We start from the raw sequence: 21,615 nt of genomic DNA, 5'->3' as shown, positions 1-21,615 counted from the left end.
TCTTGATCGCACGAACAGCCCAGGGGCTGAACCTGTTTCATGGGAAGTTGTACGATCTCACTACCGGAATTGGATGCACGATAAACCATGTTTAATCAAACCTTTCATTCGCCTCTTATACGCCGTGTTGCCATTGTTGGTTCAGGTCTGGCGGGGCTGACAGCTGCAATCGAACTCAAGGGCCTTGGCCATGACGTCACCGTGTTCGAAAAAAGCCGTGGCCCCGGAGGCAGGCTGGCGGCAAAACGGGTTACCGGCGGATCCGCCGATATGGGCGCCCAGTACTTCACCTCCAGAAACCCGGATTTCCTGCCTTTTCTTCGCAAATTCGCCGGCGACGAGACCTTTGAGATCTGGAAGGGTCGTTTTGGTTTTGAGACAGCGGCCAGGGAGTGGGAGCCGTTTCCCGAGGAAGCGCGTTTTGTAGGTACACCGCGCATGACCGCCATCACCCGGGCGCTCTCTGCCCATGCCCGGTTGGTTGCTGAAACCCGGGTCGGAAAGTTGGCCCGAAACGACCAGTCCTGGAGTGTTTTCGACGACGCCGGCAGTCATCTCGGTGACTTCCATCAGGTCATTATCACTGCGCCGCCGGCACAGGCCCGCGAATTAATGGTCAATAGCGGGCTCAACGAACTGGCTTCGCATCTTGATGATCCGGTGAAGCGGGTTCTGCCATGCTGGGCGGTCGCTGCCCATTTTCCAGTATCGCCGTGGCTACACCATGAGGGCATGCGCTGCCAGCATCCGGCGCTGTTCTGGGTGGCCAACAACTCCAGCAAACCCGGTCGGAACGACGAGGGCCAGTGGTGGGTTCTGCACGCCAGTCCCGCCTGGACGGAAGAGCATGTCGACACGCCGGCAGAGGAGGTTGCCGAAAAACTCCTGGCGGCCTTCCAGGAGTTGACCGGGTTCGAGGCCAGACCGGACGAGGTTGTTACCCATCGCTGGCTCTACGCCCGCTCCGAAGGTGGCGAGCAGCCAGGCCATCTATGGTTCCCGGATTACGGGCTGGGCCTTGCCGGCGACTGGCTCAGCGGTGGCCGGGTTGAGGGCGCATTCGACAGCGCCTGTGGGCTGGTCGCCGAACTCAATGCCGTGCCTGCTACTCAGTGAGAGAGCCCTGGTTGCCGGTAGTGACATCCGGGCGTGTATAGAAATGGGTGATGGTGCCGTCACTGAACTTGCTGAAGAAGGCGCTCACATCGGTGATCTTCTTCAGTGAGCGGGTGCGGTGAATGGGCTCGCGCACCAGCACCTTGATGCCGTTGAAGTTGTCCTGAATGTTAGAGAAACGCGCCCGCATGGAGCAGGTCACTACCTGCGACGGATTGAGCGCGAGCTCTGCTGCCAACCAGACGCTGTGCCGCTCAATGCCCCGGGCCGAAAGGTCTTCCCGGGTATCCAGGTGGTTCAGCTTCACCCGGTTGACGATGCAAAAGGAGAAACTCTTCGGATGTTTGCGGGCCACTTTCCGGAAGGCCTCCCAGAAGAAGTTATCGGTGAGCTCTGCGAAATACGCCATATCACTCAGGCAGGTATCCACCCATTCGAAATTCTCGGGGTCATCCAGTACCTCGTTAATGGCCTCCCGAAGCAGCCAGTCAAAGCCCAGCGCGGTCTTGTGGGCGTAAACCTTGCGGTACATCTGGTGGCGACTGTAGACAAAGTCCTCGAGCGCCCCCAGTCCTTTCTGGGTTATGGCCAGCCCCAGCCAGGGTTCGGACACATCCCATCCAAAACGCAGGTTGCTCAAAAGGTGGTCCAGGTTGAAACCGCCGATGGTTACCGAAGAGTGGAAGCCGTCCCGCAGCATGTAATCGGCCCGGTCAGCGTCAATTTCGCCGGATACAATCGATGACAACAGATCCATCACCAGCCCGGGTATGTTTTCGCTGAGCGGTGATCCCGCCGCGGCATCCTCTCCCGCAATAAAGGCCCAGAATGTGCGGGCGTGACGACAGAACGTCTCACTGGGTTTTACCTCTGTCGTTTCCATAATTCCGATAACGTCCCGCGCGAAAAGCCCGGCACTTTCCAGGTCCACCGCCATGAGCACATCGTGGGCGACACGCACGGAATAATGCTCGTGTTCCAGCTCATCGGGTTCTTCCGGGTGATAGGCGGAATAATCCACGCCGCGCCACAGATCCCGGAAGCGGCCGGGACGGGACATCAATTCCCGGATGCGCCGGGCCTGGGTGAACTGATGGGAAAAACTTGAATGCCCGCTGTCATGCAGAAGACAGCCCAACCGGATGGTTTTGGCCAGATAGTCGATGGCGTCGAGCTGGCTCAGGCTCAGGTCGGTTTGCTCGCTGAGCTGGCGCTCCCTGAGGTAGGCGTCGATCATCGAGCGGAACATGCGCGTGCCCACATGCATCACACCAATACTGTGCAGAAAGCGGGAATGGGTTGCGCCGGGAAAGACCAGGCTCAGGATGTCGTTCTGGCAGATGTTTCGCAGTCGCTGGAACAGTGGGTGATCAATCACCTGGATCTCGTGCCGGTAAAGCGGAATGCCTCCGTGAACCGGATCCATGATCAGCTTGTCATAGGCTCCGAGTAGATCGTTTACGGCACGTCGCATCAGATGGAATCCTCCGATTTCATGAACTTGGCCTTGTTATATCACAGGGGCGTGCCAGAATAGGCTTAATCAAGCCAATTTATCGTTTATCGCTGGTAGTTTAGGGCAGTCGCCATGACCTCGCGCACCGAGCGCATACTTATAATAGACGCCGATGAAAAGGCCCGTACGGATCTCGCCCGTTACCTTGAAGCGAGGGGGTTCTACGTGACCGGCTACCGGGATCTCGCCAGCGCCAAGGCGCTTTTTGACGATAACATTCCCGATGTCATCTTTGCAGACCTGCCTCCGGAGTCCATCCGGGATCTCGCCAATCGCCTGGAAGAAGCCGAAACATTCACGCCGATCGTCGCCTGTTCGTCCAGCGAGTCCAGCGCCGATGTGGTCAGCGCCCTCAGGGCCGGGGCGGCGGATTTTGTCCTCAAACCCTGCAACGACGACAAGGGCGCACTGGACGACGTTATCGGGAAATTGTTCGACCGGGTCCGGGTCAACCGGCTGAATCAGCTTTACCGGCAGGAGCTTGAAGAGGCAAATCGTGACCTGCGGGACGGCATCGCCGAGCTGCGGGCAGACCAGCGTGCCGGCCGAAAGGTCCAGTTACGGATGCTTCCGGAGCACGAACAGGTGATGAGTGGCCTGCACGTGGACCACATGATCAAGCCATCGCTCTACCTGAGCGGTGATTTTCTGGATTACTTCCGTATTTCCGACGACAAGGTTCTGGTGTACATCGCCGATGTCTCCGGCCATGGCGCCAGTTCCGCGTTTGTAACCGTATTGCTGAAGAACCTGACCAACCGCTTGCAGCGAAACCTTCGCCGGGGCTCCAGTGAAGATATCCTGTACCCGGACCGATTCCTGGAACGCATCAATTCCGAGTTGCTGGATACCGGCCTCGGTAAACACGTAACCGTATTCGTTGGCATTATTTCCCTGAGCGAACGTAAATTGAATTATGCAGTCGGCGCCCATTTCCCGATGCCTATCCTGTCCTTTGAAGGTGGGGAGGCTGCGTTTCTCGAGGGAAGCGGGCTTCCGGTAGGGCTGTTTGAGACGCCGGAATGGGAAGTGTATGAGGTTCCCCTGAACAAACCGTTTCATCTGACCCTGTTTTCGGATGGAATTCTGGAAGTTATCCGGGAAAAGGGACTGGATGAAAAGGAGCGGACACTACTTGAACTCGTATCGGGAGGTCGTCACACTATCGCCTCTCTGAACGAGGCTCTGCATCTGGAACAGATCACAGAGCTGCCGGACGATATCGCTATCGTATCGGTAACTGATACCATTAACGGATCAGATAACACCCCGTCGAATTAGTGGCAGTGTGAAACATGGCTGGTTACAAGATCCTGCAAGCTGAAAAACAGGGCATCTATGTCCTGAAGTTTATTGGGGAAATCCGGCTGAACCTGTGTTCGACGCTGGACAATCTGGTTGAGTCCATCACCCAGGACCCGGAGTTCAAGACCGTGGTGATCGACCTGACCGAGACCGAGATTATCGACAGCACCACACTCGGACTGCTTGCCAAGATCGCGATGGCGGCCCAGAAACAGAGCAACTTCCTGCCCACACTTATTTCGACCAATCCCGATATTACCCGCATTATCACTTCCATGGGTTTCGACAAGATCTTTATTATTGTGCGAGAACCCGCGTCCCGAATTGAAGAGCTTGAAGAGATTCCCGTACTCAGGGCCAGCGAACAACAGGTTCGAGACAAGGTTCTTGATGCCCATAAAGTGCTGATGGGCCTGAACAGCCGAAACAGGGAAGAATTCAAGAATCTGGTGCGCGCTCTGGAATGTGAAGAGCCCGGTTAACTGCGCCGCCCTGGTGCGAAATTGCCGGTATCACACCTGATCTGACAGAACGGAAGAACTATGTCTGAACAATCGACGCCCCGGAACACTGAGGCAGCCGCGCCAGTACATGATGTGGCGGTTCTGGGCGGTGGCAGTTTTGGTACTGCCATGGCCAAGGTGCTGGGTGAAAACGGTCACCGTGTTCATTTCTGGATGCGTGGCAAAGCCCAGGCCGAAGAGATCCGCAGCACCCGAATCAATAGCCGCTACATGCCAGGCATTGAGCTGACCGGTGACATTCAGCCCACCACAGACCTGGCGGACGCTGTCAGCAAGGCCGAGATCGTCTTTGTTGCCATTCCGAGCAAAGCCTTTCGGGCCGTTATCCGCGAGAACAGCGACAAATTCCGCGACGAGCAAATTGTCATCAGCCTCACCAAGGGGATTGAAGAGCACGGCTTCAAACTGATGAGCGAGATTCTGCAGGAAGAGATCCCTCGTTGTCGTACTGGTGTGCTCAGTGGCCCCAACCTGGCTGGTGAAATCGTAAACCGGGATCTGACCGCCACTGTTATTGCCGCCAAGGATCCGGATGTACGCCGCTCGGTTCAGGACCTCCTTGGGTGCGAGTATTTTCGCGTTTACGCGAACGTGGATGTGTATGGCGTGGAACTCGCCGGGGCACTGAAGAACATCTATGCGATTGTTGCGGGTCTTGCCTCCGCCCTGGAAATGGGTGAGAACGCCAAGGCCATGCTGATTACCCGCGGTCTTGCAGAGATGAGCCGGTTTGCCGTCAGCCTCGGCGCCAACCCAATGACATTCATGGGGCTGGCGGGTGTCGGTGATCTGATCGTGACCTGCACCTCATCCAAGAGCCGGAACTTTCGAGTGGGTTATGCCGTTGGCCAGGGCCAGAAACTGGACGATGCCGTGGCGGAGCTCGGGCAGGTGGCCGAAGGTATCTATACCCTGAAGCTCGTCAAGCAGAAAGCCGAGGCCATCGGGATCTACATGCCACTGGTTCGTGGGCTTTACGAGATCCTCTATGACAACGCTTCAATCAAGGCGGTCATCAATAGCCTCATGATGTCGGTCCAGAATTCCGACGTAGAATTTATACTGCCGCGGACCATCAGCCAGTAACAGGCCCGCTGAACCGGGACCAGGCCGGAAAGGAGAGAGCCCTTGCAACTGCTCATCATGCGCCATGGGGAAGCTGGCTGGCATACGCTGGATCAGGAACGTGAACTGACAGAGGCCGGCCGGCTTGGCGTGGCTGAGGTTGCCGCTCGCATCGCGGAGTCGCCCTGGCGACCGAAGCTGGTCTGGAGCAGCCCCTATGTGCGGGCCAGGCAAACGGCGGTGATCGTTTCCGAAATTCTCAATTGTCCCGTTGAAGAAAAGATGTTTATCACTCCGGACGACGACCCGGCAGCCTGCCTTGATGCATTGATTGAGCATCACGAATCACCCCTGTTGATCGTTTCCCACATGCCCCTGGTGGGAGGGCTTGCCACGCTTCTGGTTGACGCACACCGCCGGGGCATTCCGTTCATGACCTCCCAGGCCGTCATGCTGGATATGCCAGTAGTCGGTCCCGGTTGCGCTGACTTGAAAGCCCAGTTTCTGCCCTGATATCGCCAGTAAGTAATTTCTGAATCCTCAAATCCGAGCCCGACTATGTACAGCTTTCCAATCGACTACGTGGAGCCGGTCTTCCGGCCTCCCAGTGAAGCCAAGTCACTGATCCTGCCGGTCACCAACGGCTGCTCCTGGAACAAGTGCACGTTTTGCGAGATGTATACGCAGCCGCAAAAGAAATTCCGGGCCCGCAAGCCTGAAGATGTGCTCCAGGACATCCGTAATGCGGCTCGCAGCCTGGGTGGCGTGCGCCGGGTTTTTCTTGCAGACGGTGATGCCATGGTATTGCCGACCCGTCGCCTGTTGGAAATACTGGGTCAGCTCAGGGAGGTTTTTCCGGATCTTCAGCGGGTTTCCAGCTACTGTCTGCCCCGCAACCTCGCGAAAAAGACCGTAGAAGAACTGGCTCAACTGAAGGATGCAGGCCTTGAAATTCTCTATGTCGGTATGGAATCCGGCGATGATGAAATCCTGCGCCGGGTCAACAAGGGCGAAACCTGGGAATCCACCCGCTCGGCACTGCTGAAAATCCGTGAGGCGGGTCTTACGAGCTCTGTCATGGTGCTGAATGGGCTGGGCGGAGAAAACCTTTCGCGCCAGCACGCGATCAATACCGCAACGCTCTGCAACGAGACACAGCCGGATTATCTTTCCACCCTCGTGGTCAGTTTCCCACAGGGAGAAGAACGTTTCCGGGAGGGCTTCGGAGACGATTTCGTGCCGCTGTCCCAAAAAGGGCTCTTTGAAGAGATACGCCTCTTCCTGGAGCATCTTGAGCTGGATAAGACCATCTTCCGCAGTGATCACGCTTCAAATTACCTCGTGCTGAAAGGCACGCTGGGCCGTGACAAGCAGAAAATGCTGGACCAGGTAAACCTCGCCATTACCAACCCCGGTGCAGCACCGTTGCGCGCGGAGTGGATGCGCGGGTTGTAATTCAGATGGCCGGGAGCCACCGTTATGAGCATGAATCCGGATAATCTTGCAAAGCAGGTGGAGGAAACCGTGAAGAAGGTCGGGAATCCACCCATTGATCAGTGGGACCCCGAGCTTTCCGGGGATATGGATCTTCGCATCAGCCGCGATGGTCAGTGGATCTTCAAAGGCGAGCCGCTGGCTCGAGAAGCGATTGTACGTCTGTTTTCCACCATTCTCCGCCGGGAAAGCGACGGCGAATACTACCTGGTGACGCCCGTTGAAAAGTGGCGCATCCAAGTCGAGGATGCGCCGTTGCTCGCCCATTCCCTGACCGTGACTGGAGAGAGCGACCGTCAGGTCATTTCCCTGACCACCAATGTCGGCGAAACCCTCGAGATTGGCCAGGACCATCCACTGGAAGTGACTACCTATCCGGGCTCCGATGAGCCAAGACCCGTGGTAAAGGTTCGCCATGGGGTCGAAGCGCGACTGGTAACCGCAGCCTATTACGACCTGGCGGAGCATGTTGTGGAACGGAATGAAGACGGACACCCGGTTCTTGGGGTATTCAGCCACGGAATTTTCTACAAAATCGGGCAGGGTGGTTGAAAACCCGTACCACGGCCCCAGAATTACGGTAGAAAACGCATTAGCTCAGTTGTTAAACTGTGTTTTCATACTTGTTATGAGCCTGGCTCTCTAACGAGGCCCGGTGGTCGTTAGTCCCTCTGTTCAGTCTGGCTGTTCACGATCACTTTCGATTGCCTAAATCAATTAAACAGTCATTGCGGACACGCAAGGAGATCACATGGCCCAACCTCGTGTTGTCACCATCCATTACACGCTCACCAACGATCAGGGAGAGCAGCTTGATTCCTCCCGTGTAGAAGGTCGTGAGCCTCTGTCTTACCTGGAAGGTGCACAGAACATTATCGGTGGACTGGAAAGTGCACTGAACGAAAAGAACGCAGGCGATCAGGTTAAGGTTTCTGTAGAACCTGCTGAAGGCTACGGCGAAGTTAACGAAGAGCTGATCCAGCCGGTTCCGCGTTCTGCATTTGAAGGCGTCGATACCATCGAGCCGGGCATGCAGTTCCAGGCGCAGACCCCGGGCGGCCCCCAGGTCGTTCGTGTGGTAGAAGTTGGCGACGAAACCGTCACCATCGACGCCAACCATCCGCTCGCTGGCCAGACTCTGCACTTCGACGTAGAAGTGGTAGAAGCTCGCGACGCGACTGACGAAGAGCAAGAGCACGGCCACGCTCACTAAGCTTTTCTGAAACGCAACGAAAAACGGTTCCCTCGGGAGCCGTTTTTTTATGCCAAAAAAAACGGCCCGCGAGGGGCCGTTTTCTACCGGAATCCGGACTTACATGTTCGGATAATTCGGGCCACCGCCCCCTTCCGGAGTTACCCAGTTAATGTTCTGTGCAGGATCCTTGATGTCGCAGGTCTTGCAGTGAACACAGTTCTGGGCGTTGATCTGGAAGCGCTTTCCGCCGCCATCGTCTTTCTCGACAACTTCATAAACACCAGCCGGGCAGTAGCGCTGCGCAGGCTCATCGTATTTAGGCAGGTTGTCGCGGATCGGAAGTTCCGGATCGGTCAGTTTAAGGTGAACCGGCTGATCTTCCTCGTGGTTGGTGTTTGAAATGAACACCGAGGACAGACGATCGAAGGTCAGGGTGTTATCCGGCTTGGGATAGGTCACCTTCTTGCACTCGGCTGCCGGCTTCATGGTGGCATAATCCGGAGTGGTATCGTGGAAGGTAATCGGCAGGCTGCCGCGCAGGATGTTCTGCTCAAAGTAGGCGATGGCGCCACCGACTATATTGCCGAACTTGTGCATCGCCGGGCCGAAGTTACGCTCTGCGTATAGCTCCTTGAACAGCCAGCTGTCTTCAAATTTCTTCTGGAAGCTGCTGATCTCTTCGCCGCTCTTGCCGTCCTTCAGCGCTTCGAAAACTGCCTCGGCGCCCAACATGCCGGACTTCATGGCGGTGTGGGAGCCCTTGATCTTGGAACCGTTCAGCGTGCCCGCGTCACAGCCCAGCAGGAGACCACCCGGGAAGCTCATCTTGGGCAGAGCGTTGTAGCCACCCTTGGTAATTGCACGGGCGCCGTAGGAAACGCGCTTGCCGCCTTCCAGGTGTTTCTTGATTTCCGGATGCAGCTTCAGCCGCTGAAATTCCTCAAACGGGCTCAGATGCGGGTTGCTGTAAGACAGATCGGTGATCAAGCCCACATATACCTGGCCATTCTCGAGGTGATACAGGAAAGAGCCACCGGTGGAGCCAGTTTCTTTCAGGGGCCAGCCGGTGGTATGAACTACGAGGCCCGGCTCGTGTTTGGCCGGATCAATATCCCACAGTTCCTTGATACCGATACCGTAGTGCTGCGGGTCTTTGCCTTCATCAAGCTTGAACTCGTTGATCAGGCGCTTGCCCAGGTGACCGCGGCAGCCCTCGGTGAACAGGGTGTAGTTCGCGCGCAGTTCCATGCCGGGCATGTAGCCGTCTTTTTCGGAACCGTCGCGGGCCACGCCCATATCGCCGGTAATGATGCCTTTTACCTGACCGTCTTCAATGATGGTTTCGGACGCGGCAAAGCCGGGATACACCTCAACGCCAAGCTGTTCGGCCTGTTCGGCGAGCCAGCGGCACAGGTTACCCAGGCTGATAATGTAGTTGCCATGGTTGTGCATGTTCTTGGGCACAAACGCATTCGGGATCTTGGTGGCGCTGTCCTGGTTCTTCAGCAGGAAAATGTCGTCCCGGGTAACGGGCGTGTTGAGCGGAGCGCCTTTCTCTTTCCAGTCCGGGAAGAGTTCGTTGAGGGCAGTGGGCTCGAATACGGTACCGGCCAGAATGTGGGCGCCGATCTCAGAACCTTTCTCTACAACGCATACGGTGAGTTCCTCGCCAGCTTCCTGTGCCAGTTGCATGACACGGCACGCTGCCGACAGGCCCGCCGGGCCGCCGCCGACGATCAGAACATCAAATTCCATCGATTCGCGTTCCACGTTGGTCTCCTCAAACATCTTTAATGGATATTATGTGCCCGCAGGCCAATTATTCTGGGCCGCCATCATACCGGTAAAAGTGCCTATAGACGACTGCCCCAAGCCGTTTGTCCCGACTTGCATAACCAAAAGGATACCGTATTTGAAGAATCAAACAAACGTTTGTTTGAAATTCGCCCTGTCCTTTGGCATTGTAAGAGCACACTGAAACATCGTGTGTTTTGAGTCGAAATCTAGTATCGTCTCATTGCCGTCCCCGGTCAATACCGGGGAATTGGCTGAAAGTTCAGTCCTGGCGCGTCGTTTGAGGCTATTGATTCTGCCGTGTGTTGCCTCCATTATTAGTGCGCATTGAATTTCGGCAGGCTCTGCGCGAGGACTGCAAGTCATAAACCCATCGTAGAAGAACGAGGAATCTATGAAGGTTCTGGTCGCTGTAAAACGAGTAATCGACTACAACGTAAAGGTGCGCGTCAAGCCGGACAACACCGGTGTTGACCTCGCCAACGTCAAGATGGCAATGAACCCGTTCTGCGAAATCGCGGTAGAAGAAGCCGTTCGCCTGAAAGAGAAGGGTGTTGCCAGTGAAATCGTGGTGGTATCCATTGGCCCGAAAGCCTCCCAGGAGCAGATTCGTACTGCGCTGGCGCTGGGTGCTGACCGTGGTATCCACGTCGAAACGGACGAGGAGGTTCAGTCTCTCGAAGCGGCCAAGCTGCTCAAGGCTGTTGTTGAGAAAGAAGAGCCGAAGCTGGTCATTCTTGGCAAGCAGTCCATCGATTCCGATAACAACCAGACTGGCCAGATGCTGGCCGCGCTGACCGGCATGGGTCAGGGTACTTTCGCTTCCGAAGTGGTTGTTGAGGGCGACAAGGTTAACGTAACCCGCGAGGTAGACGGTGGTCTGATGACCGTTGCTCTGAACCTGCCTGCGGTTGTCACTACCGACCTGCGTCTGAACGAGCCGCGCTACGCTTCTCTGCCGAACATCATGAAGGCGAAGAAGAAGCCGCTGGACAACATGAGCCCGGCTGATCTGGGTGTCGACATCGCTCCGCGCCTTTCCACCCTGAAGGTTGAAGCGCCTGCTTCCCGTCAGGCGGGTGTGAAAGTGGCCGACGTTGCCGAGCTGGTCGATAAACTGAAGAACGAAGCGAAGGTGATCTAAATGAGCATCCTTGTAATTGCTGAACATGACAACAGCAGCCTGAAACAGGCTACCCTGAATGTTGTAGCGGCTGCCAAGGCCATCGGCGGAGACATCGACGTACTGGTTGCCGGTGAGAACTGTGGTGCCGTTGCTGAAGCAGCTGCGAAGGCCGAAGGCGTTAACAAGGTGCTGGTTGCCGACAACGCTGCTTATGGTCACTTCCTGGGCGAAAACCTGGGTGAGCTGGTTGCCGAAGTAGGCAAGGGCTACAGCCATATTCTCGCCGCCGCTGGCACCGTGGGCAAAGACTTCATGCCGCGCGTTGCTGCGCTGCTGGACGTTGCCCAGGTTTCCGACATCATGCGCGTGGAGTCCGAAGACACCTTCGTTCGCCCGATCTACGCTGGTAACGCCATTGCCACTGTAAAATCCAGTGACAGCATCAAAGTCGTTACTGTTCGTCCGACTGCGTTCGACCCGGTTGCTGCTGAAGGTGGCTCCGCTGCCGTTGAACAGCTGGACGTTGTAAAAGACGCTGGCCTGTCCCAGTTCGTTAGCGAAGAGCTGGCCAAGTCCGACCGCCCTGATCTGGCAAGCGCCGGTATCGTGGTTTCCGGTGGTCGCGGCATGCAGAACGGTGACAACTTTAAGATGCTGGAGCAGGTAGCCGATCTGATGGGTGCTGCGGTTGGCGCATCCCGTGCTGCTGTCGATGCCGGTTTCGTGCCGAACGACATGCAGGTTGGCCAGACCGGTAAGATTGTTGCTCCGCAGCTGTACATCGCTGTGGGTATTTCCGGTGCCATCCAGCATCTGGCCGGTATGTCTGACTCCAAGGTGATCGTTGCGATCAACAAGGACGAAGAAGCGCCGATCTTCCAGGTTGCCGATTACGGCCTGGTAGCGGACCTGTTCGAAGCAGTTCCGCAACTTGAGGAAGAGCTGAAGAAAGTTATGTAACTTTCTGTCATGCTTGAAAAAAGGCACCTTCGGGTGCCTTTTTCTTTTGGGTGAAACCAAAATACCTGCCATGATACCCGGCCCCGACTGTTGAAGCGGATACACGAACCATGACCACGATGCCTTTTGACGCGTTAGCCTGCCCACTGGATGGCTGCCCGCTCGCGCCCAGCGAAAAAACCTGGCGGTGCGAGAATGGCCACAGCTTCGATGTTGCCCGGCAGGGCTATGTGCATCTGCTGCCGGTCCAGAAGAAACGCACCCTGGACCCGGGTGACAGCAAGGAAATGGTCGCAGCCAGACAGCGGTTCCTGAACGCCGGCTTTTACACACAGATCGCCGAGACCGTGAGCGATCTTGCGCTGAAGGCGCTGCCCGGTGACGGGATTGGCTCGGTACTGGACGCCGGTTCCGGAGAGGGCTATTACCTTCGCCACCTTTCGGCCATGGCCGGCAACATAGGCCTTGCCCTGATTGGCGTTGATATTTCCAAATGGGCGGTCCTGGCAGCGGCTAAACAGGATAAGCAGACTCGATGGGTGGTTGGCAGTAACGCAAACCTGCCTGTTCTGCCGGAATCGTTGGATCTGGTGCTTTGCCTGTTTGGTTTTCCGGTTTACAGCGAATTCGCCCGGGTGCTCAAGCCCGGCGGCCAGGTTATCCAGGTGGATGCCGGTGCGTACCATCTGCGGGAACTGCGAGAAGTCATCTACCCGGAAGTGAAGCCCCCCGGAGATTCTGAGAGCGCGGCCCCGGAGGGCTTCCGGCAACTGGATTCAACCGTGGTACGGTTCCCGCTGACCCTCCCGGACCAGGCCAGCATTGCCGATCTGCTGGCCATGACCCCACACCTTTACCGCGCCAGTGCCGAGGGCCTGGAGAGGGCTGCGGCCCTTGAGTCACTGGAGGTGACTGTCGAAGCGACTCTGAAGCGTTTCGAAAAGCTCTGAGCCGGGAACTCACTGACCGTCGTCTGAGCCGGGGGGCTTTTGTCCTTTGCGTGAAGCGAGCCGTTTTTCGGCCTTGCCGATGATCAGGGTGTCCGCGAGGATGTGGAGCGCCTTGTTGGTGGTGCGCACGGTTCGATAGATCTGCTGACTGGTCTGGTCATGGGTGGCCCGTGCTTTACGGGCCGTCTGCCGGAATTCTTCATCCTTCGAGAACAGATCAATCAGCCCGAATGTGGTGTTGGAGATCGCCTTGTGAAGCTTCTCCACCGCACTGGCACCGCCGGAAACGGAGTCCTCCAGCAGCCGGGCCCGGTTCCGAACCTCAAGAAGGTCCATTCTGCTCTTCTGGATGGCGCTGTGTGCCGCCACCCGATGGGAATTGAGAATCCGGGCTTCACGGCGGCAGAGCAGCAGCTGCCAGTAGGCAATGCAGAACCCGCTGAAGGCCAGAAGCAGTAACAGGATTACGATTACGCTGGTGATCATGACAATGCGCTTCCATCAAGCATCTTGAATATCCCAAACGTCGTGATCATCGATACTCGATCTGCATGTCCACATCGATTTCACGCTCCGACATCTCTTCTTCGAGCTCTTTCATCACTTCCTGATACACCATCTTGCGCACCATGACGGGGAGTTTATCGGCCAGCACCCTGGCAGAGCGTGATTCCCGCTTCGCCAGGGCAATCGGATTCAGCACCCGCAGCGTAATAACCAGCTCCGGTTCCTGCTCGGAATCTGCGATATCGTCGTTCTCCATCATTCGGGCGATCACTTTACGCTGTTCAAAAACCTGCCAGCAGACAAAGCCACTGAACAGGACAAGCAGGATGCTCAATGCCATCAAAAAGGTGATCAATTCGAACCTCCGGAAATCGTTTTGTGCACTGCCTTGCAGTGTGCACGATCATGTATGACAAACGATTGGCCGTGACGACGGATTCCCATGTGCGGCCAGGAAAGTAGAACGAGCGCTCAAAACTGTTAATATCGGTTGCAGTTGTGTAATGAGCTACGCAGAATCAACGAGTTAAGGCCAACTATTTATACCAACAGAGGATTGTTCATGGTCTGGTTCAAAGCGTTTGCAAGTGGTTTTCTCGCGACCCTGGTGTTTCATCAGGGCCTTTTCGCACTGTTCTGGCTTGGCGGAATTGTACCCGCAGCACCGTTTAACCTGTCACCGGTACCGCCGTTCGGCGTTCCCCAGGTAGTGTCACTGGCGTTCTTCGGTGGCCTGTGGGGCATGTTGCTCTGGCTGATTCTCGGCCGCCTGGCGGGGGTGAAGTTCTGGCTGGGGCATGTCATTGTAGGGGCAGTAGGTCCTACGGCAGTCGCCATGCTGGTGGTCTTTCCCCTGAAAGGGCTCGATGTTTCTGCCCAGACCTGGGTAGGCGGACTTCTTCTCAACGGTTTCTGGGGCCTGGGCGTGGCGGTATTCATGCGCCTGATGGGTGCGAAAGCGCCTGTCGGAGTTCGCTAAACTCCGAACCATTACCTAATCAACTCTCTATCAACTTGTTTGCAATGCAGCTGACTAAGGAAGAGCAATGACCAAATCCGCTGAAACGGCCCATGATCTGGTGGTGTTCGGTGCCACCAGTTTCGTCGGCCAGATTCTTACCCGTTACTTGCTCGAAACCTATGGCGTGGGCAAATCGGTAAAATGGGCGATTGCCGGGCGCTCCGAGAGTAAGCTCAACGCGCTCAAGAGCGAGCTTGGCGACAACGGCAAAGACCTGCCCGTGATTCTGGCCGACGCATCGGATGAAGCGGCGCTGAAATCCATGTGTGAGCAGACCCGGGTAATCATTTCCACCGTCGGCCCCTATGCCCTTTATGGCGAGCCGCTGGTCCAGGCCTGCGTGCGCAGCGGCACCGACTACTGCGATCTGACCGGTGAAGTACAGTGGATTGGCAAGATGGTGCAGCGCTACGAGGAGGAAGCGAAAGCGTCCGGTGCGCGCATTGTTCACTGCTGTGGATTTGACTCGATTCCGTCTGATATGGGCGTCTGGTTCCTGCAGAACCAGGCAGAGCAGACCTTCGGCGAACCATGCCGGGATGTCCGCATGCGGGTTAAAACCGCCAAAGGCGAATTCTCAGGCGGCACCGTTGCCTCCCTGATGAACGCGGTGAAGGAAGCGTCGGCCGATCCAAAACTTCGGAAACAAATGGCCAATCCGTTCTCCATCTGCCCGCCGGAGCATCGCTCCAAGACCCGTCAGCCCAGCCTTAAAGGCGCGGAGTTCGACAAGACCTTTAACGCCTGGCTTGCGCCTTTCGTAATGGCAGCGATCAACACCCGGGTGGTACACCGTTCCAACGCTATGCAGAACGCGCGCTATGGCAAGGAGTTCACCTACGACGAGGCCATGATGACCGGTCGTGGTACCAAGGGACGTCTGGCAGCCTATGCCGTCACCGGTGGCCTGGGGGCATTCTTGATGGCCTCGGCCATCAAACCGACCCGCTGGCTGGTGGAAAAGTTTGTGCCACAGCCCGGTGAAGGACCGAGCCCTGAAGCCCAGGAAGCCGGGTTCTATGATCTTCGTTTCGTTGGTCGAACAGAGGATGGCAAAACCATCATCACCAAGGTGACTGGCGATCGGGATCCGGGCTATGGCTCCACCGGCAAAATGTTGGGCGAGGCAGGCATGTGCCTGGCGTTCGATATTCCGGCGGATCAGCCGGGCGGGTTCTGGACGCCGGCCTCCTTGCTGGATGGCAAGCTGATGGACCGGCTCACCAGCAAGGCGGGCCTGACCTTCGAGGTGCTCGAAACCCGCTAACCGCTCAGGTAAATCACACGGTCGGTGCCCGGCAGGGCTTCCGACCCGTGTGCCAGGCTGATCACGGTTTTTCCTTCCAGAAGTGTTTCCATCCGTTTTGACACCCGCCCCCGGGTTTCGGCATCCAGGCCGGTAAACGGCTCATCCAGTATGACCAGCGGGGCTGGGTTCAACAGCACCCTCGCGAGGGCCACACGCCGGGCTTCACCGCCGGAGAGTCGGCTGCCGGCACTGCCCAGCCAGGTATCGAGCTGATCCGGTTCTGTGGCGAAGCGCTCAGCCAGTTCCATCTGCTCCAGAATGCCCCACAGTTCGGTATCCGACGCCTCAGGCGAACCCAGTAACAGATTGGCTCTCAGGGTGTCCTCGAACAACACGGTTTTCTGGGTAAGATAGACGCAATCTGTTCGAGCCAGGCTGCCGTGGGCATGGCGTAACAGGCCGGCGAGCACATCCGCCAGAGAGGACTTGCCGCTGCCGGAATGGCCGAGAATCCCAACCCGCTCGCCGCTCTCAATCTCAAGATTGAAGCGGGTGAACAACGGCGCGTAACCACTGTGTTTGACCGAGATATTTTCGGCGAGCAGTGCCGTCTCTGGCGGCAGGCCTGCTGCTTTTGGCGTACCCGGCTGTTTGTCCTCCCGGCAATCCCGGTTCAGCCGCGATGCTGATGCCAGGGTGGCTCCGAGTTTCCCGAAAGCGTCGGGCAGCATGGCGTAGACCTCTGCCAGGCCGAGCAGGGCAATCGGCAGCAAAACCAGCACCGGGCCGGACACGGTGCCAGCCTGGAACAGGGCGAAACCCGCCCAGAGCGCCACAACCGCAGAAAGATTGACCAGCAAATGAGAGCCTGCCAGATGCCAGCCGACCCGGGTATCGGCCTTCGCCTGCTCGGAGGTAACCTGATGCGCCTGACGCATCAGCCAGGCCGCATGTTTACCGGTCCGCCCGGCAGCGGTCAGCTCCGGGAAACCCTCAATGTGCTCAATCACGGCCGTGCGCAAATCCTCCTGCCGGTCGCTTTGCCGGGCAGAAAGGCGCCAGGTTCTCAGGTATACGCCAACGGTGGCGATCAACAGAGCAATTACCAGTAACAGACCAACCAGCAATGCCGTCCCGACATCAAACAGCACGGCGGCAAGTACCACGACCGCAAGGGTGACAAGGCCAGCCAGCGCTGCAGGCGCGATCAGCCGCAGGTACAGCGTATCCAGGGCATCCACATCACTGGTTAGCCTCGACAGCCACTGGGCGCCGCTCAGTTCGCCACGGCGAATACGACTGGCCTGTGACAAACGCCGGAACAGGGCCACGCGGATATCCGTGAGCAGACGCAACACAGTATCGTGATTGTAGACCCGCTCCAGATAGCGGAACACCGTGCGGGAGACGGCAAAGAAACGGATGGCACCGCCGGGAACATACAGATTGATGGTCGCGGCGACACCGGCCGCCAGAAGCAGACCCACTAAGGCAGTTTCGGTGATAAACCAGCCGGAAACCGCCAACAGGGCTATACCGGAGAGCAGGGTGGCCAGAATCAGAAAACCACCGACAACCAGGCGACCGGGGCGTTTGAAAATCAGGTCCAGCCAGGGTTTCAGTTCACGCATCGCGAACCTCCCCGCCGGACACCAGCAGCACTCGGTTGGCCAGAGTCAGGAGAGCCTGGTGGTGGGTTGAGAAAACCAGGGTTTTACCGGCTACCGCCAGTTTATGCAGGGCCTCTAATACAAACACCTCACTGTCGCTATCCAGACCCGCAGTCGGTTCATCCAGCAGGATCAGATCGTAATCCGCCAGAAAGATACGGGCGAGACTGAGACGCCGGGCCTGGCCGCCGGAGAGTCCCTGACCCTCTTCCGACACCGGGCTGTAGATTCCCTGTTGCCGGCTGTCCAGCAGGGAGCCAAGGCCCACGTTACGCAGCGCCGTTTCAATGGCAATATCGGAGGCATCCGGAGTAGTCAGTCTGAGGTTATCGGCCCAGGTACCCTGAACCAGAAAACCTTTCTGCCCCAGCCAGCCAAACCGGAAACTGCCCGGTGCTTCGCCGAACAGATGAACTTCACCGGTGTCCGGCGCCATGAAGCCGGCCAGAAGATGTAGCAGGGTGGATTTGCCACCGCCGGAAGGGCCGGTCAGGGCAATCACTTCACCTTTCTGGATGGTCAGGGACAGATCTTTCAGCACCGTTTGGTCGGTCCGGAAACCTTTACCGACGGCACGCAGCTCAATCCGGTCTTCCGAACCCTCGACCGACGCCATCTCTGATGCGGTTTCAAAGTTCACCGGCAGATCCAGCCGCTCAAGTATCTCTGAGCCGGCGCCCATGGCCGCGGCGCGATCGTGGTAATGCTGGGAGAGCGTGCGCAGCGGCTGGAAAAACTCCGGGGCCAGCAACAGGATCAGCAACCCGGAAAACAGGGTCAGATCCTCGGAAGGGCCGTAGGTGATATAGCCAAGCAGACCAAACCCGATGTAGATGGCGATCACGGCGATGGCCACAGAGGCAAAGAACTCCAGAACCGCTGAGGACAGAAAAGCGACCCTGAGCGTTTTCATGGTAATGCGGCGGTAGTGATCAGAGCGCTTGCGAATGAGCTCCGCAGCGCCGGCCGTCTGGCCGAACAGCTGCAGGGTGGTCAGGCCGCGCACCTTGTCCAGGAACTGGCCGGAAAGCCGGCTGATGGTTTCAAAGTGCTGCTGGTTCAGTTTCTCCGCGCCCATGCCCACCAGGGCCATGAACAGGGGAATCAGCGGCGCGGACAGCAGCAGGAAAATGCCGGCCAGCCAGTCCAGCCAGAACACCAGGGCCAGGATCAGCAGCGGCACAATCATCGACAGGGTCATCTGCGGCAGAAACCGCGCAAAGTAACCGTGCAGGGCTTCCACATGGTCAATCCACTCCCTGGCCAGGGTGCCAGCGGAAGACTGGCCCAATTCAACCGGGCCTGTGGCCTGCCAGTGTTTGTGGAGCTGTCGTCGGGCATCCCGGCGAACCTGTTCGCTGCAACGCGCCGCAAACCGGGTCTGAAAACCCTGGCCCAGCGCACGAACAACCAGCGCCAGGATCAGACCGAGAAAGAGGGGAGTGAGGTCCGCAACCGGGACCTCGTCAATGATGCCCAGGTGGATAATCCGGGCAAGCAAAACCATCTGAATAATGGTGGCAATGCCGGCAACGGTGCCGGCAGCCACGGTACTTCGGATCCACAGGCGACTGCCACGGGCCAGATCCGCAAGCCATCCTTTGACGGCTTTCTGATCGGCGGCGGAGGTATTCTCTCCGCCCCCATTGGCCGATGGCTCCGCCACTTAGTGATATCCCTCGCCGGCGCGTACCTTGCCGCGGAAGACCCAATAGGTCCAGGCCGTGTAAGCCAGAACAATCGGGATCACGAACAACAGGCCCAACAACAGGAACAGCTGGGATTCGTAGGCAGACGCCGCTTCCCAGAGGGTATATTCCGGCGGTACTACATAAGGCCAGCGGCTGACAACCAGGCCCAGATAGGTGGTGATGAACAGCCCCATGGTGGCCACGAACGGCATGCCGTCCCGGCGATCACGCACTGAACGATAAATCTGGATAGCGCACAGCAGTGTAAGAACCGGCAGAATCCAGATAATGCTCAGGTTAGAGAACCAGCGCTCACGCACCATTTCATCCACGAAGGGCGTCCAGACGCCGATGATGCCAAAGACCACCAACACCGCGAGGAGCAAGGGCAGGGTGATCTTGTAGGCCCACTGCTGCAGATTCCCCTCGGTTTTCATGATCAGCCAGGTGGAACCCAGCAGGGCATAGCCGGCCAGCATACCCAGACCCGTGAGCACGGTGAACGGCGTCAGCCAGTCCAGCGCGCCGCCAACATAGACGCCATTGGCGGTTTCAAAGCCCTGGATATAGGCCCCGACCACGGCGCCCTGGGCAAAGGATGCAACTGTGGAGCCGCCGGCAAACGCCCAGTTCCAGAGATAACGTGACGTACGGGCCTTGAACCGGAACTCAAAGGCCACGCCCCGGAAAATTAGCCCGGCCAATAGCAGGAATACACCGATATAGAGTGCCGGCAGGAAGATGGAATACACCATGGGGAAGGCGGCCAGAAGACCGGCGCCACCGAGCACCAGCCAGGTTTCATTGCCGTCCCACACCGGGGCCACCGAATTCATCATGGTGTCGCGGGCTTCCTCGTTCGGAGCAAAGGGGAAGAGAATGCCCACGCCCAGGTCGAACCCGTCCATCAGCACATACATGATGATGCCGAAGCCGATAATGAATGCCCAGATAAGAGGCAGATCAAACAGTTCCATAATCAGTGACCTCCCTGGTTGACGGGCTTGGCAGTACCAACAGTATCGTCAGAATTGTGGTCAATTTCGAAAGGCACGTGTGCAGCGGAGAACGGACGCTTGGGTCGATCTGCCTCGTGTTCGTCCTCATCACGGTCTTCAAGACCGACATACAACACACGCATGAGGTAGTAGACACCGGCAGAGAACACCAGAGCGTACACCACGACATAGCCGATAAGTGTGAACAGAGCCATACCACCGGTCAGTGACGGGGTCAGGGCTTCGGCCTGGGTCATCTGGCCGTACACCAGCCAGGGCGCGCGACCCACCTCGGTCACAAACCAGCCGGTCAGCACTGCAAAGAAAGGTGCAATGCTCATAAAGCGCATACCCTGAAGGAACCAGTTGGTGCGCCAGTATCTGCCGCCGGCACGCAGAACCAGGCCGGTAACCGCGAAGGCGATCATCAGAAGGCCAATGCCCACCATGATACGGAACGACCAGAACACGATTGCGACGGGTGGTTGCTCGTCAACAGGAACCGCGCTTACACCCGGCACTTCACCGTCCCATTCGTGGGTGAGAATGAAACTGGCCAGGCTGGGAATGCCAATCTCAAACAGGTTGCGCTGGTTTTCCTGATCGGGAATGGCAAATAGCAGCAACGGCACGTTACGGGAGGTTTCCCAGTTACCTTCCATGGCCGCGACTTTGGTCGGCTGGTGCTCAAGAGTGTTCAGGCCGTGGAAATCCCCCAGAACTGCCTGGGCAGGCGCAATGAACAGCAACAGCCAAAGGCACATGGACAGTGCCTTTTTGTTGGCTTCAACCTCGCGACCGCGCAGCAGGTACCAGGCGCTCACCCCGGCCACCACAAAGCCGCCGGTAAGGTAAGAAGCCAGTGCCATGTGGGCGAAGCGATAGGGGAAAGAGGGATTGAAGATCGCCTCGCTCCAGGAGGTGACGTAGAACACGCCGTCGCGAAGTTCGGTGCCGGCCGGAGTCTGCATCCAGCTATTCGCCGAGAGAATCCAGAACGACGAAATGAAGGTGCCGGTGGCAACCATGATAGCGGCAAAAAGGTGAACACCAGCGGGCACCTTGTCGCGACCAAACAGGAGCACGCCGAGGAACGCCGCCTCAAGGAAGAACGCCGTGACCACCTCATAACTCAGGATTGGGCCAAGGAAATTAGCAGAGGCCTGGGCGAAGTTACTCCAGTTGGTCCCGAACTGGAACGACATCACGATGCCTGATACCACCCCCATGCCGAACACCACGGCAAACACCTTGGTCCAGAAGGCCGATAGCTTAACCCAAACCGGGTTCTCGGTTTTGAAGGCCAGGCCCTCAAGTACCGCAATGTAAGAAGCGAGGCCGATGGTAAATACCGGAAAAATGGCGTGAAATGACACCACGAACGCGAACTGGATTCGCGATAGAATAAGAGGATCAAGTTCCATGGGAACCCTC

Annotated in this window: 21 protein-coding genes; 13 read left to right on the top strand and 8 right to left on the bottom strand. The window is 57.5% G+C overall.

Features of this window, described 5'->3' with window-relative positions; all coding sequences use genetic code 11:
* The first annotated feature begins 87 nt into the window (after window positions 1-87).
* Window positions 88-1,116 (top strand): NAD(P)/FAD-dependent oxidoreductase, encoded by a 1,029-nt coding sequence (locus KYE_RS06555; RefSeq protein ID WP_008171649.1) that lies wholly within the window; start codon window positions 88-90, stop codon window positions 1,114-1,116.
* Here KYE_RS06555 and KYE_RS06550 read toward each other — a convergent pair.
* On the bottom strand, window positions 1,106-2,590 hold the full coding sequence (locus KYE_RS06550) for an HD domain-containing protein (protein WP_008171647.1): 1,485 nt from the start codon (window positions 2,588-2,590) through the stop codon (window positions 1,106-1,108). The genes KYE_RS06555 and KYE_RS06550 overlap by 11 nt on opposite strands.
* A gap of 114 nt (window positions 2,591-2,704) precedes the next feature.
* On the opposite strand from KYE_RS06550, the gene KYE_RS06545 reads away from it, so the two are divergent.
* The 7 genes from KYE_RS06545 (at window position 2,705) to KYE_RS06515 (ending at window position 8,233) form a co-directional block, all read left to right on the top strand.
* Window positions 2,705-3,913: a PP2C family protein-serine/threonine phosphatase gene (locus KYE_RS06545; protein ID WP_008171644.1), complete on the top strand. Its 1,209-nt coding sequence runs from the start codon at window positions 2,705-2,707 to the stop codon at window positions 3,911-3,913.
* A 14-nt stretch (window positions 3,914-3,927) separates the two neighbouring features.
* Complete coding sequence (locus KYE_RS06540; RefSeq protein WP_008171643.1) at window positions 3,928-4,419, top strand: STAS domain-containing protein; 492 nt, start codon at window positions 3,928-3,930, stop codon at window positions 4,417-4,419.
* A 60-nt stretch (window positions 4,420-4,479) separates the two neighbouring features.
* Window positions 4,480-5,547 (top strand): NAD(P)H-dependent glycerol-3-phosphate dehydrogenase, encoded by a 1,068-nt coding sequence (locus KYE_RS06535; protein WP_008171642.1) that lies wholly within the window; start codon window positions 4,480-4,482, stop codon window positions 5,545-5,547.
* 42 nt (window positions 5,548-5,589) lie between these two features.
* The gene (locus KYE_RS06530) at window positions 5,590-6,039 is read left to right on the top strand and encodes a SixA phosphatase family protein (protein ID WP_008171639.1); all 450 of its coding nucleotides are present in this window, start codon (window positions 5,590-5,592) and stop codon (window positions 6,037-6,039) included.
* A 45-nt stretch (window positions 6,040-6,084) separates the two neighbouring features.
* A complete protein-coding gene (locus KYE_RS06525; protein WP_008171637.1) occupies window positions 6,085-6,981 on the top strand; it encodes a radical SAM protein in 897 nt (298 codons plus the stop codon).
* 24 nt (window positions 6,982-7,005) lie between these two features.
* Window positions 7,006-7,572 (top strand): DUF1285 domain-containing protein, encoded by a 567-nt coding sequence (locus KYE_RS06520; RefSeq protein WP_008171634.1) that lies wholly within the window; start codon window positions 7,006-7,008, stop codon window positions 7,570-7,572.
* Window positions 7,573-7,771: 199 nt separating this feature from the next.
* Complete coding sequence (locus KYE_RS06515) at window positions 7,772-8,233, top strand: FKBP-type peptidyl-prolyl cis-trans isomerase (protein ID WP_008171631.1); 462 nt, start codon at window positions 7,772-7,774, stop codon at window positions 8,231-8,233.
* Window positions 8,234-8,332: 99 nt separating this feature from the next.
* On the opposite strand, the gene KYE_RS06510 is transcribed toward KYE_RS06515, so the two are convergent.
* Window positions 8,333-9,985, bottom strand: coding sequence for an electron transfer flavoprotein-ubiquinone oxidoreductase (locus tag KYE_RS06510; RefSeq protein WP_008171628.1), 1,653 nt, complete (start codon window positions 9,983-9,985; stop codon window positions 8,333-8,335).
* Between the two features lie 418 nt (window positions 9,986-10,403).
* On the opposite strand from KYE_RS06510, the gene KYE_RS06505 reads away from it, so the two are divergent.
* The 3 genes from KYE_RS06505 to KYE_RS06495 all read left to right on the top strand — a co-directional run bounded on the left by KYE_RS06505 (window position 10,404) and on the right by KYE_RS06495 (window position 13,045).
* Window positions 10,404-11,153 (top strand): electron transfer flavoprotein subunit beta/FixA family protein, encoded by a 750-nt coding sequence (locus KYE_RS06505; RefSeq protein WP_008171627.1) that lies wholly within the window; start codon window positions 10,404-10,406, stop codon window positions 11,151-11,153.
* Complete coding sequence (locus KYE_RS06500) at window positions 11,154-12,095, top strand: electron transfer flavoprotein subunit alpha/FixB family protein (RefSeq protein ID WP_008171625.1); 942 nt, start codon at window positions 11,154-11,156, stop codon at window positions 12,093-12,095.
* Window positions 12,096-12,205: 110 nt separating this feature from the next.
* On the top strand, window positions 12,206-13,045 hold the full coding sequence (locus KYE_RS06495) for a putative RNA methyltransferase (RefSeq protein WP_008171623.1): 840 nt from the start codon (window positions 12,206-12,208) through the stop codon (window positions 13,043-13,045).
* Between the two features lie 9 nt (window positions 13,046-13,054).
* Here KYE_RS06495 and KYE_RS06490 read toward each other — a convergent pair whose 3' ends face one another.
* Complete coding sequence (locus KYE_RS06490; protein WP_008171621.1) at window positions 13,055-13,531, bottom strand: hypothetical protein; 477 nt, start codon at window positions 13,529-13,531, stop codon at window positions 13,055-13,057.
* A gap of 46 nt (window positions 13,532-13,577) precedes the next feature.
* Window positions 13,578-13,907, bottom strand: coding sequence for a hypothetical protein (locus tag KYE_RS06485; RefSeq protein WP_008171619.1), 330 nt, complete (start codon window positions 13,905-13,907; stop codon window positions 13,578-13,580).
* Window positions 13,908-14,114: 207 nt separating this feature from the next.
* On the opposite strand from KYE_RS06485, the gene KYE_RS06480 reads away from it, so the two are divergent.
* A complete protein-coding gene (locus KYE_RS06480; protein ID WP_008171617.1) occupies window positions 14,115-14,531 on the top strand; it encodes a hypothetical protein in 417 nt (138 codons plus the stop codon).
* Window positions 14,532-14,598: 67 nt separating this feature from the next.
* Window positions 14,599-15,840, top strand: a complete 1,242-nt coding sequence (locus KYE_RS06475; protein ID WP_008171615.1) for a saccharopine dehydrogenase family protein — start codon at window positions 14,599-14,601, stop codon at window positions 15,838-15,840.
* On the opposite strand, the gene cydC is transcribed toward KYE_RS06475, so the two are convergent.
* The 4 genes from cydC to KYE_RS06455 are packed head-to-tail and all read right to left on the bottom strand — an operon-like array spanning window position 15,837 to window position 21,605.
* Entirely contained in the window at window positions 15,837-17,453 is a 1,617-nt protein-coding gene (cydC, locus tag KYE_RS06470; RefSeq protein WP_008171613.1) for a thiol reductant ABC exporter subunit CydC, read from the bottom strand. The genes KYE_RS06475 and cydC overlap by 4 nt on opposite strands.
* On the bottom strand, window positions 17,446-19,158 hold the full coding sequence (cydD, locus tag KYE_RS06465; protein WP_008171611.1) for a thiol reductant ABC exporter subunit CydD: 1,713 nt from the start codon (window positions 19,156-19,158) through the stop codon (window positions 17,446-17,448). Before cydD ends, cydC begins: the two co-directional genes overlap by 8 nt.
* Window positions 19,159-20,160, bottom strand: a complete 1,002-nt coding sequence (cydB, locus tag KYE_RS06460; RefSeq protein ID WP_008171609.1) for a cytochrome d ubiquinol oxidase subunit II — start codon at window positions 20,158-20,160, stop codon at window positions 19,159-19,161.
* A gap of 2 nt (window positions 20,161-20,162) precedes the next feature.
* A complete protein-coding gene (locus KYE_RS06455) occupies window positions 20,163-21,605 on the bottom strand; it encodes a cytochrome ubiquinol oxidase subunit I (protein WP_008171608.1) in 1,443 nt (480 codons plus the stop codon).
* Window positions 21,606-21,615 lie beyond the last annotated feature (10 nt).

Source organism: Marinobacter manganoxydans MnI7-9 (genome assembly GCF_000235625.1).
GTDB classification, from domain to species: Bacteria; Pseudomonadota; Gammaproteobacteria; order Pseudomonadales; family Oleiphilaceae; genus Marinobacter; species Marinobacter manganoxydans.
The sequence above is the reverse complement of the archived record's forward strand: the minus strand, read 5'-3'. Positions and strand labels throughout refer to the sequence as shown.

Excerpts from the sequence above, each read along its gene's own strand:
- KYE_RS06505 (WP_008171627.1), top strand. The coding sequence starts at position 10,404 with ATGAAGGTTCTGGTCGCTGTAAAACGAGTAATCGACTACAACGTAAAG.
- KYE_RS06515 (WP_008171631.1), top strand. The coding sequence starts at position 7,772 with ATGGCCCAACCTCGTGTTGTCACCATCCATTACACGCTCACCAACGAT.
- KYE_RS06520 (WP_008171634.1), top strand. The coding sequence starts at position 7,006 with ATGAGCATGAATCCGGATAATCTTGCAAAGCAGGTGGAGGAAACCGTG.
- KYE_RS06555 (WP_008171649.1), top strand. The coding sequence starts at position 88 with ATGTTTAATCAAACCTTTCATTCGCCTCTTATACGCCGTGTTGCCATT.
- KYE_RS06495 (WP_008171623.1), top strand. The coding sequence starts at position 12,206 with ATGACCACGATGCCTTTTGACGCGTTAGCCTGCCCACTGGATGGCTGC.
- KYE_RS06500 (WP_008171625.1), top strand. The coding sequence starts at position 11,154 with ATGAGCATCCTTGTAATTGCTGAACATGACAACAGCAGCCTGAAACAG.
- KYE_RS06545 (WP_008171644.1), top strand. The coding sequence starts at position 2,705 with ATGACCTCGCGCACCGAGCGCATACTTATAATAGACGCCGATGAAAAG.
- KYE_RS06550 (WP_008171647.1), bottom strand. The coding sequence starts at position 2,590 with ATGCGACGTGCCGTAAACGATCTACTCGGAGCCTATGACAAGCTGATC.
- KYE_RS06475 (WP_008171615.1), top strand. The coding sequence starts at position 14,599 with ATGACCAAATCCGCTGAAACGGCCCATGATCTGGTGGTGTTCGGTGCC.
- KYE_RS06535 (WP_008171642.1), top strand. The coding sequence starts at position 4,480 with ATGTCTGAACAATCGACGCCCCGGAACACTGAGGCAGCCGCGCCAGTA.
- KYE_RS06525 (WP_008171637.1), top strand. The coding sequence starts at position 6,085 with ATGTACAGCTTTCCAATCGACTACGTGGAGCCGGTCTTCCGGCCTCCC.
- KYE_RS06540 (WP_008171643.1), top strand. The coding sequence starts at position 3,928 with ATGGCTGGTTACAAGATCCTGCAAGCTGAAAAACAGGGCATCTATGTC.
- KYE_RS06490 (WP_008171621.1), bottom strand. The coding sequence starts at position 13,531 with ATGATCACCAGCGTAATCGTAATCCTGTTACTGCTTCTGGCCTTCAGC.
- KYE_RS06480 (WP_008171617.1), top strand. The coding sequence starts at position 14,115 with ATGGTCTGGTTCAAAGCGTTTGCAAGTGGTTTTCTCGCGACCCTGGTG.
- KYE_RS06455 (WP_008171608.1), bottom strand. The coding sequence starts at position 21,605 with ATGGAACTTGATCCTCTTATTCTATCGCGAATCCAGTTCGCGTTCGTG.
- cydB (WP_008171609.1), bottom strand. The coding sequence starts at position 20,160 with ATGGAACTGTTTGATCTGCCTCTTATCTGGGCATTCATTATCGGCTTC.
- cydC (WP_008171613.1), bottom strand. The coding sequence starts at position 17,453 with ATGCGTGAACTGAAACCCTGGCTGGACCTGATTTTCAAACGCCCCGGT.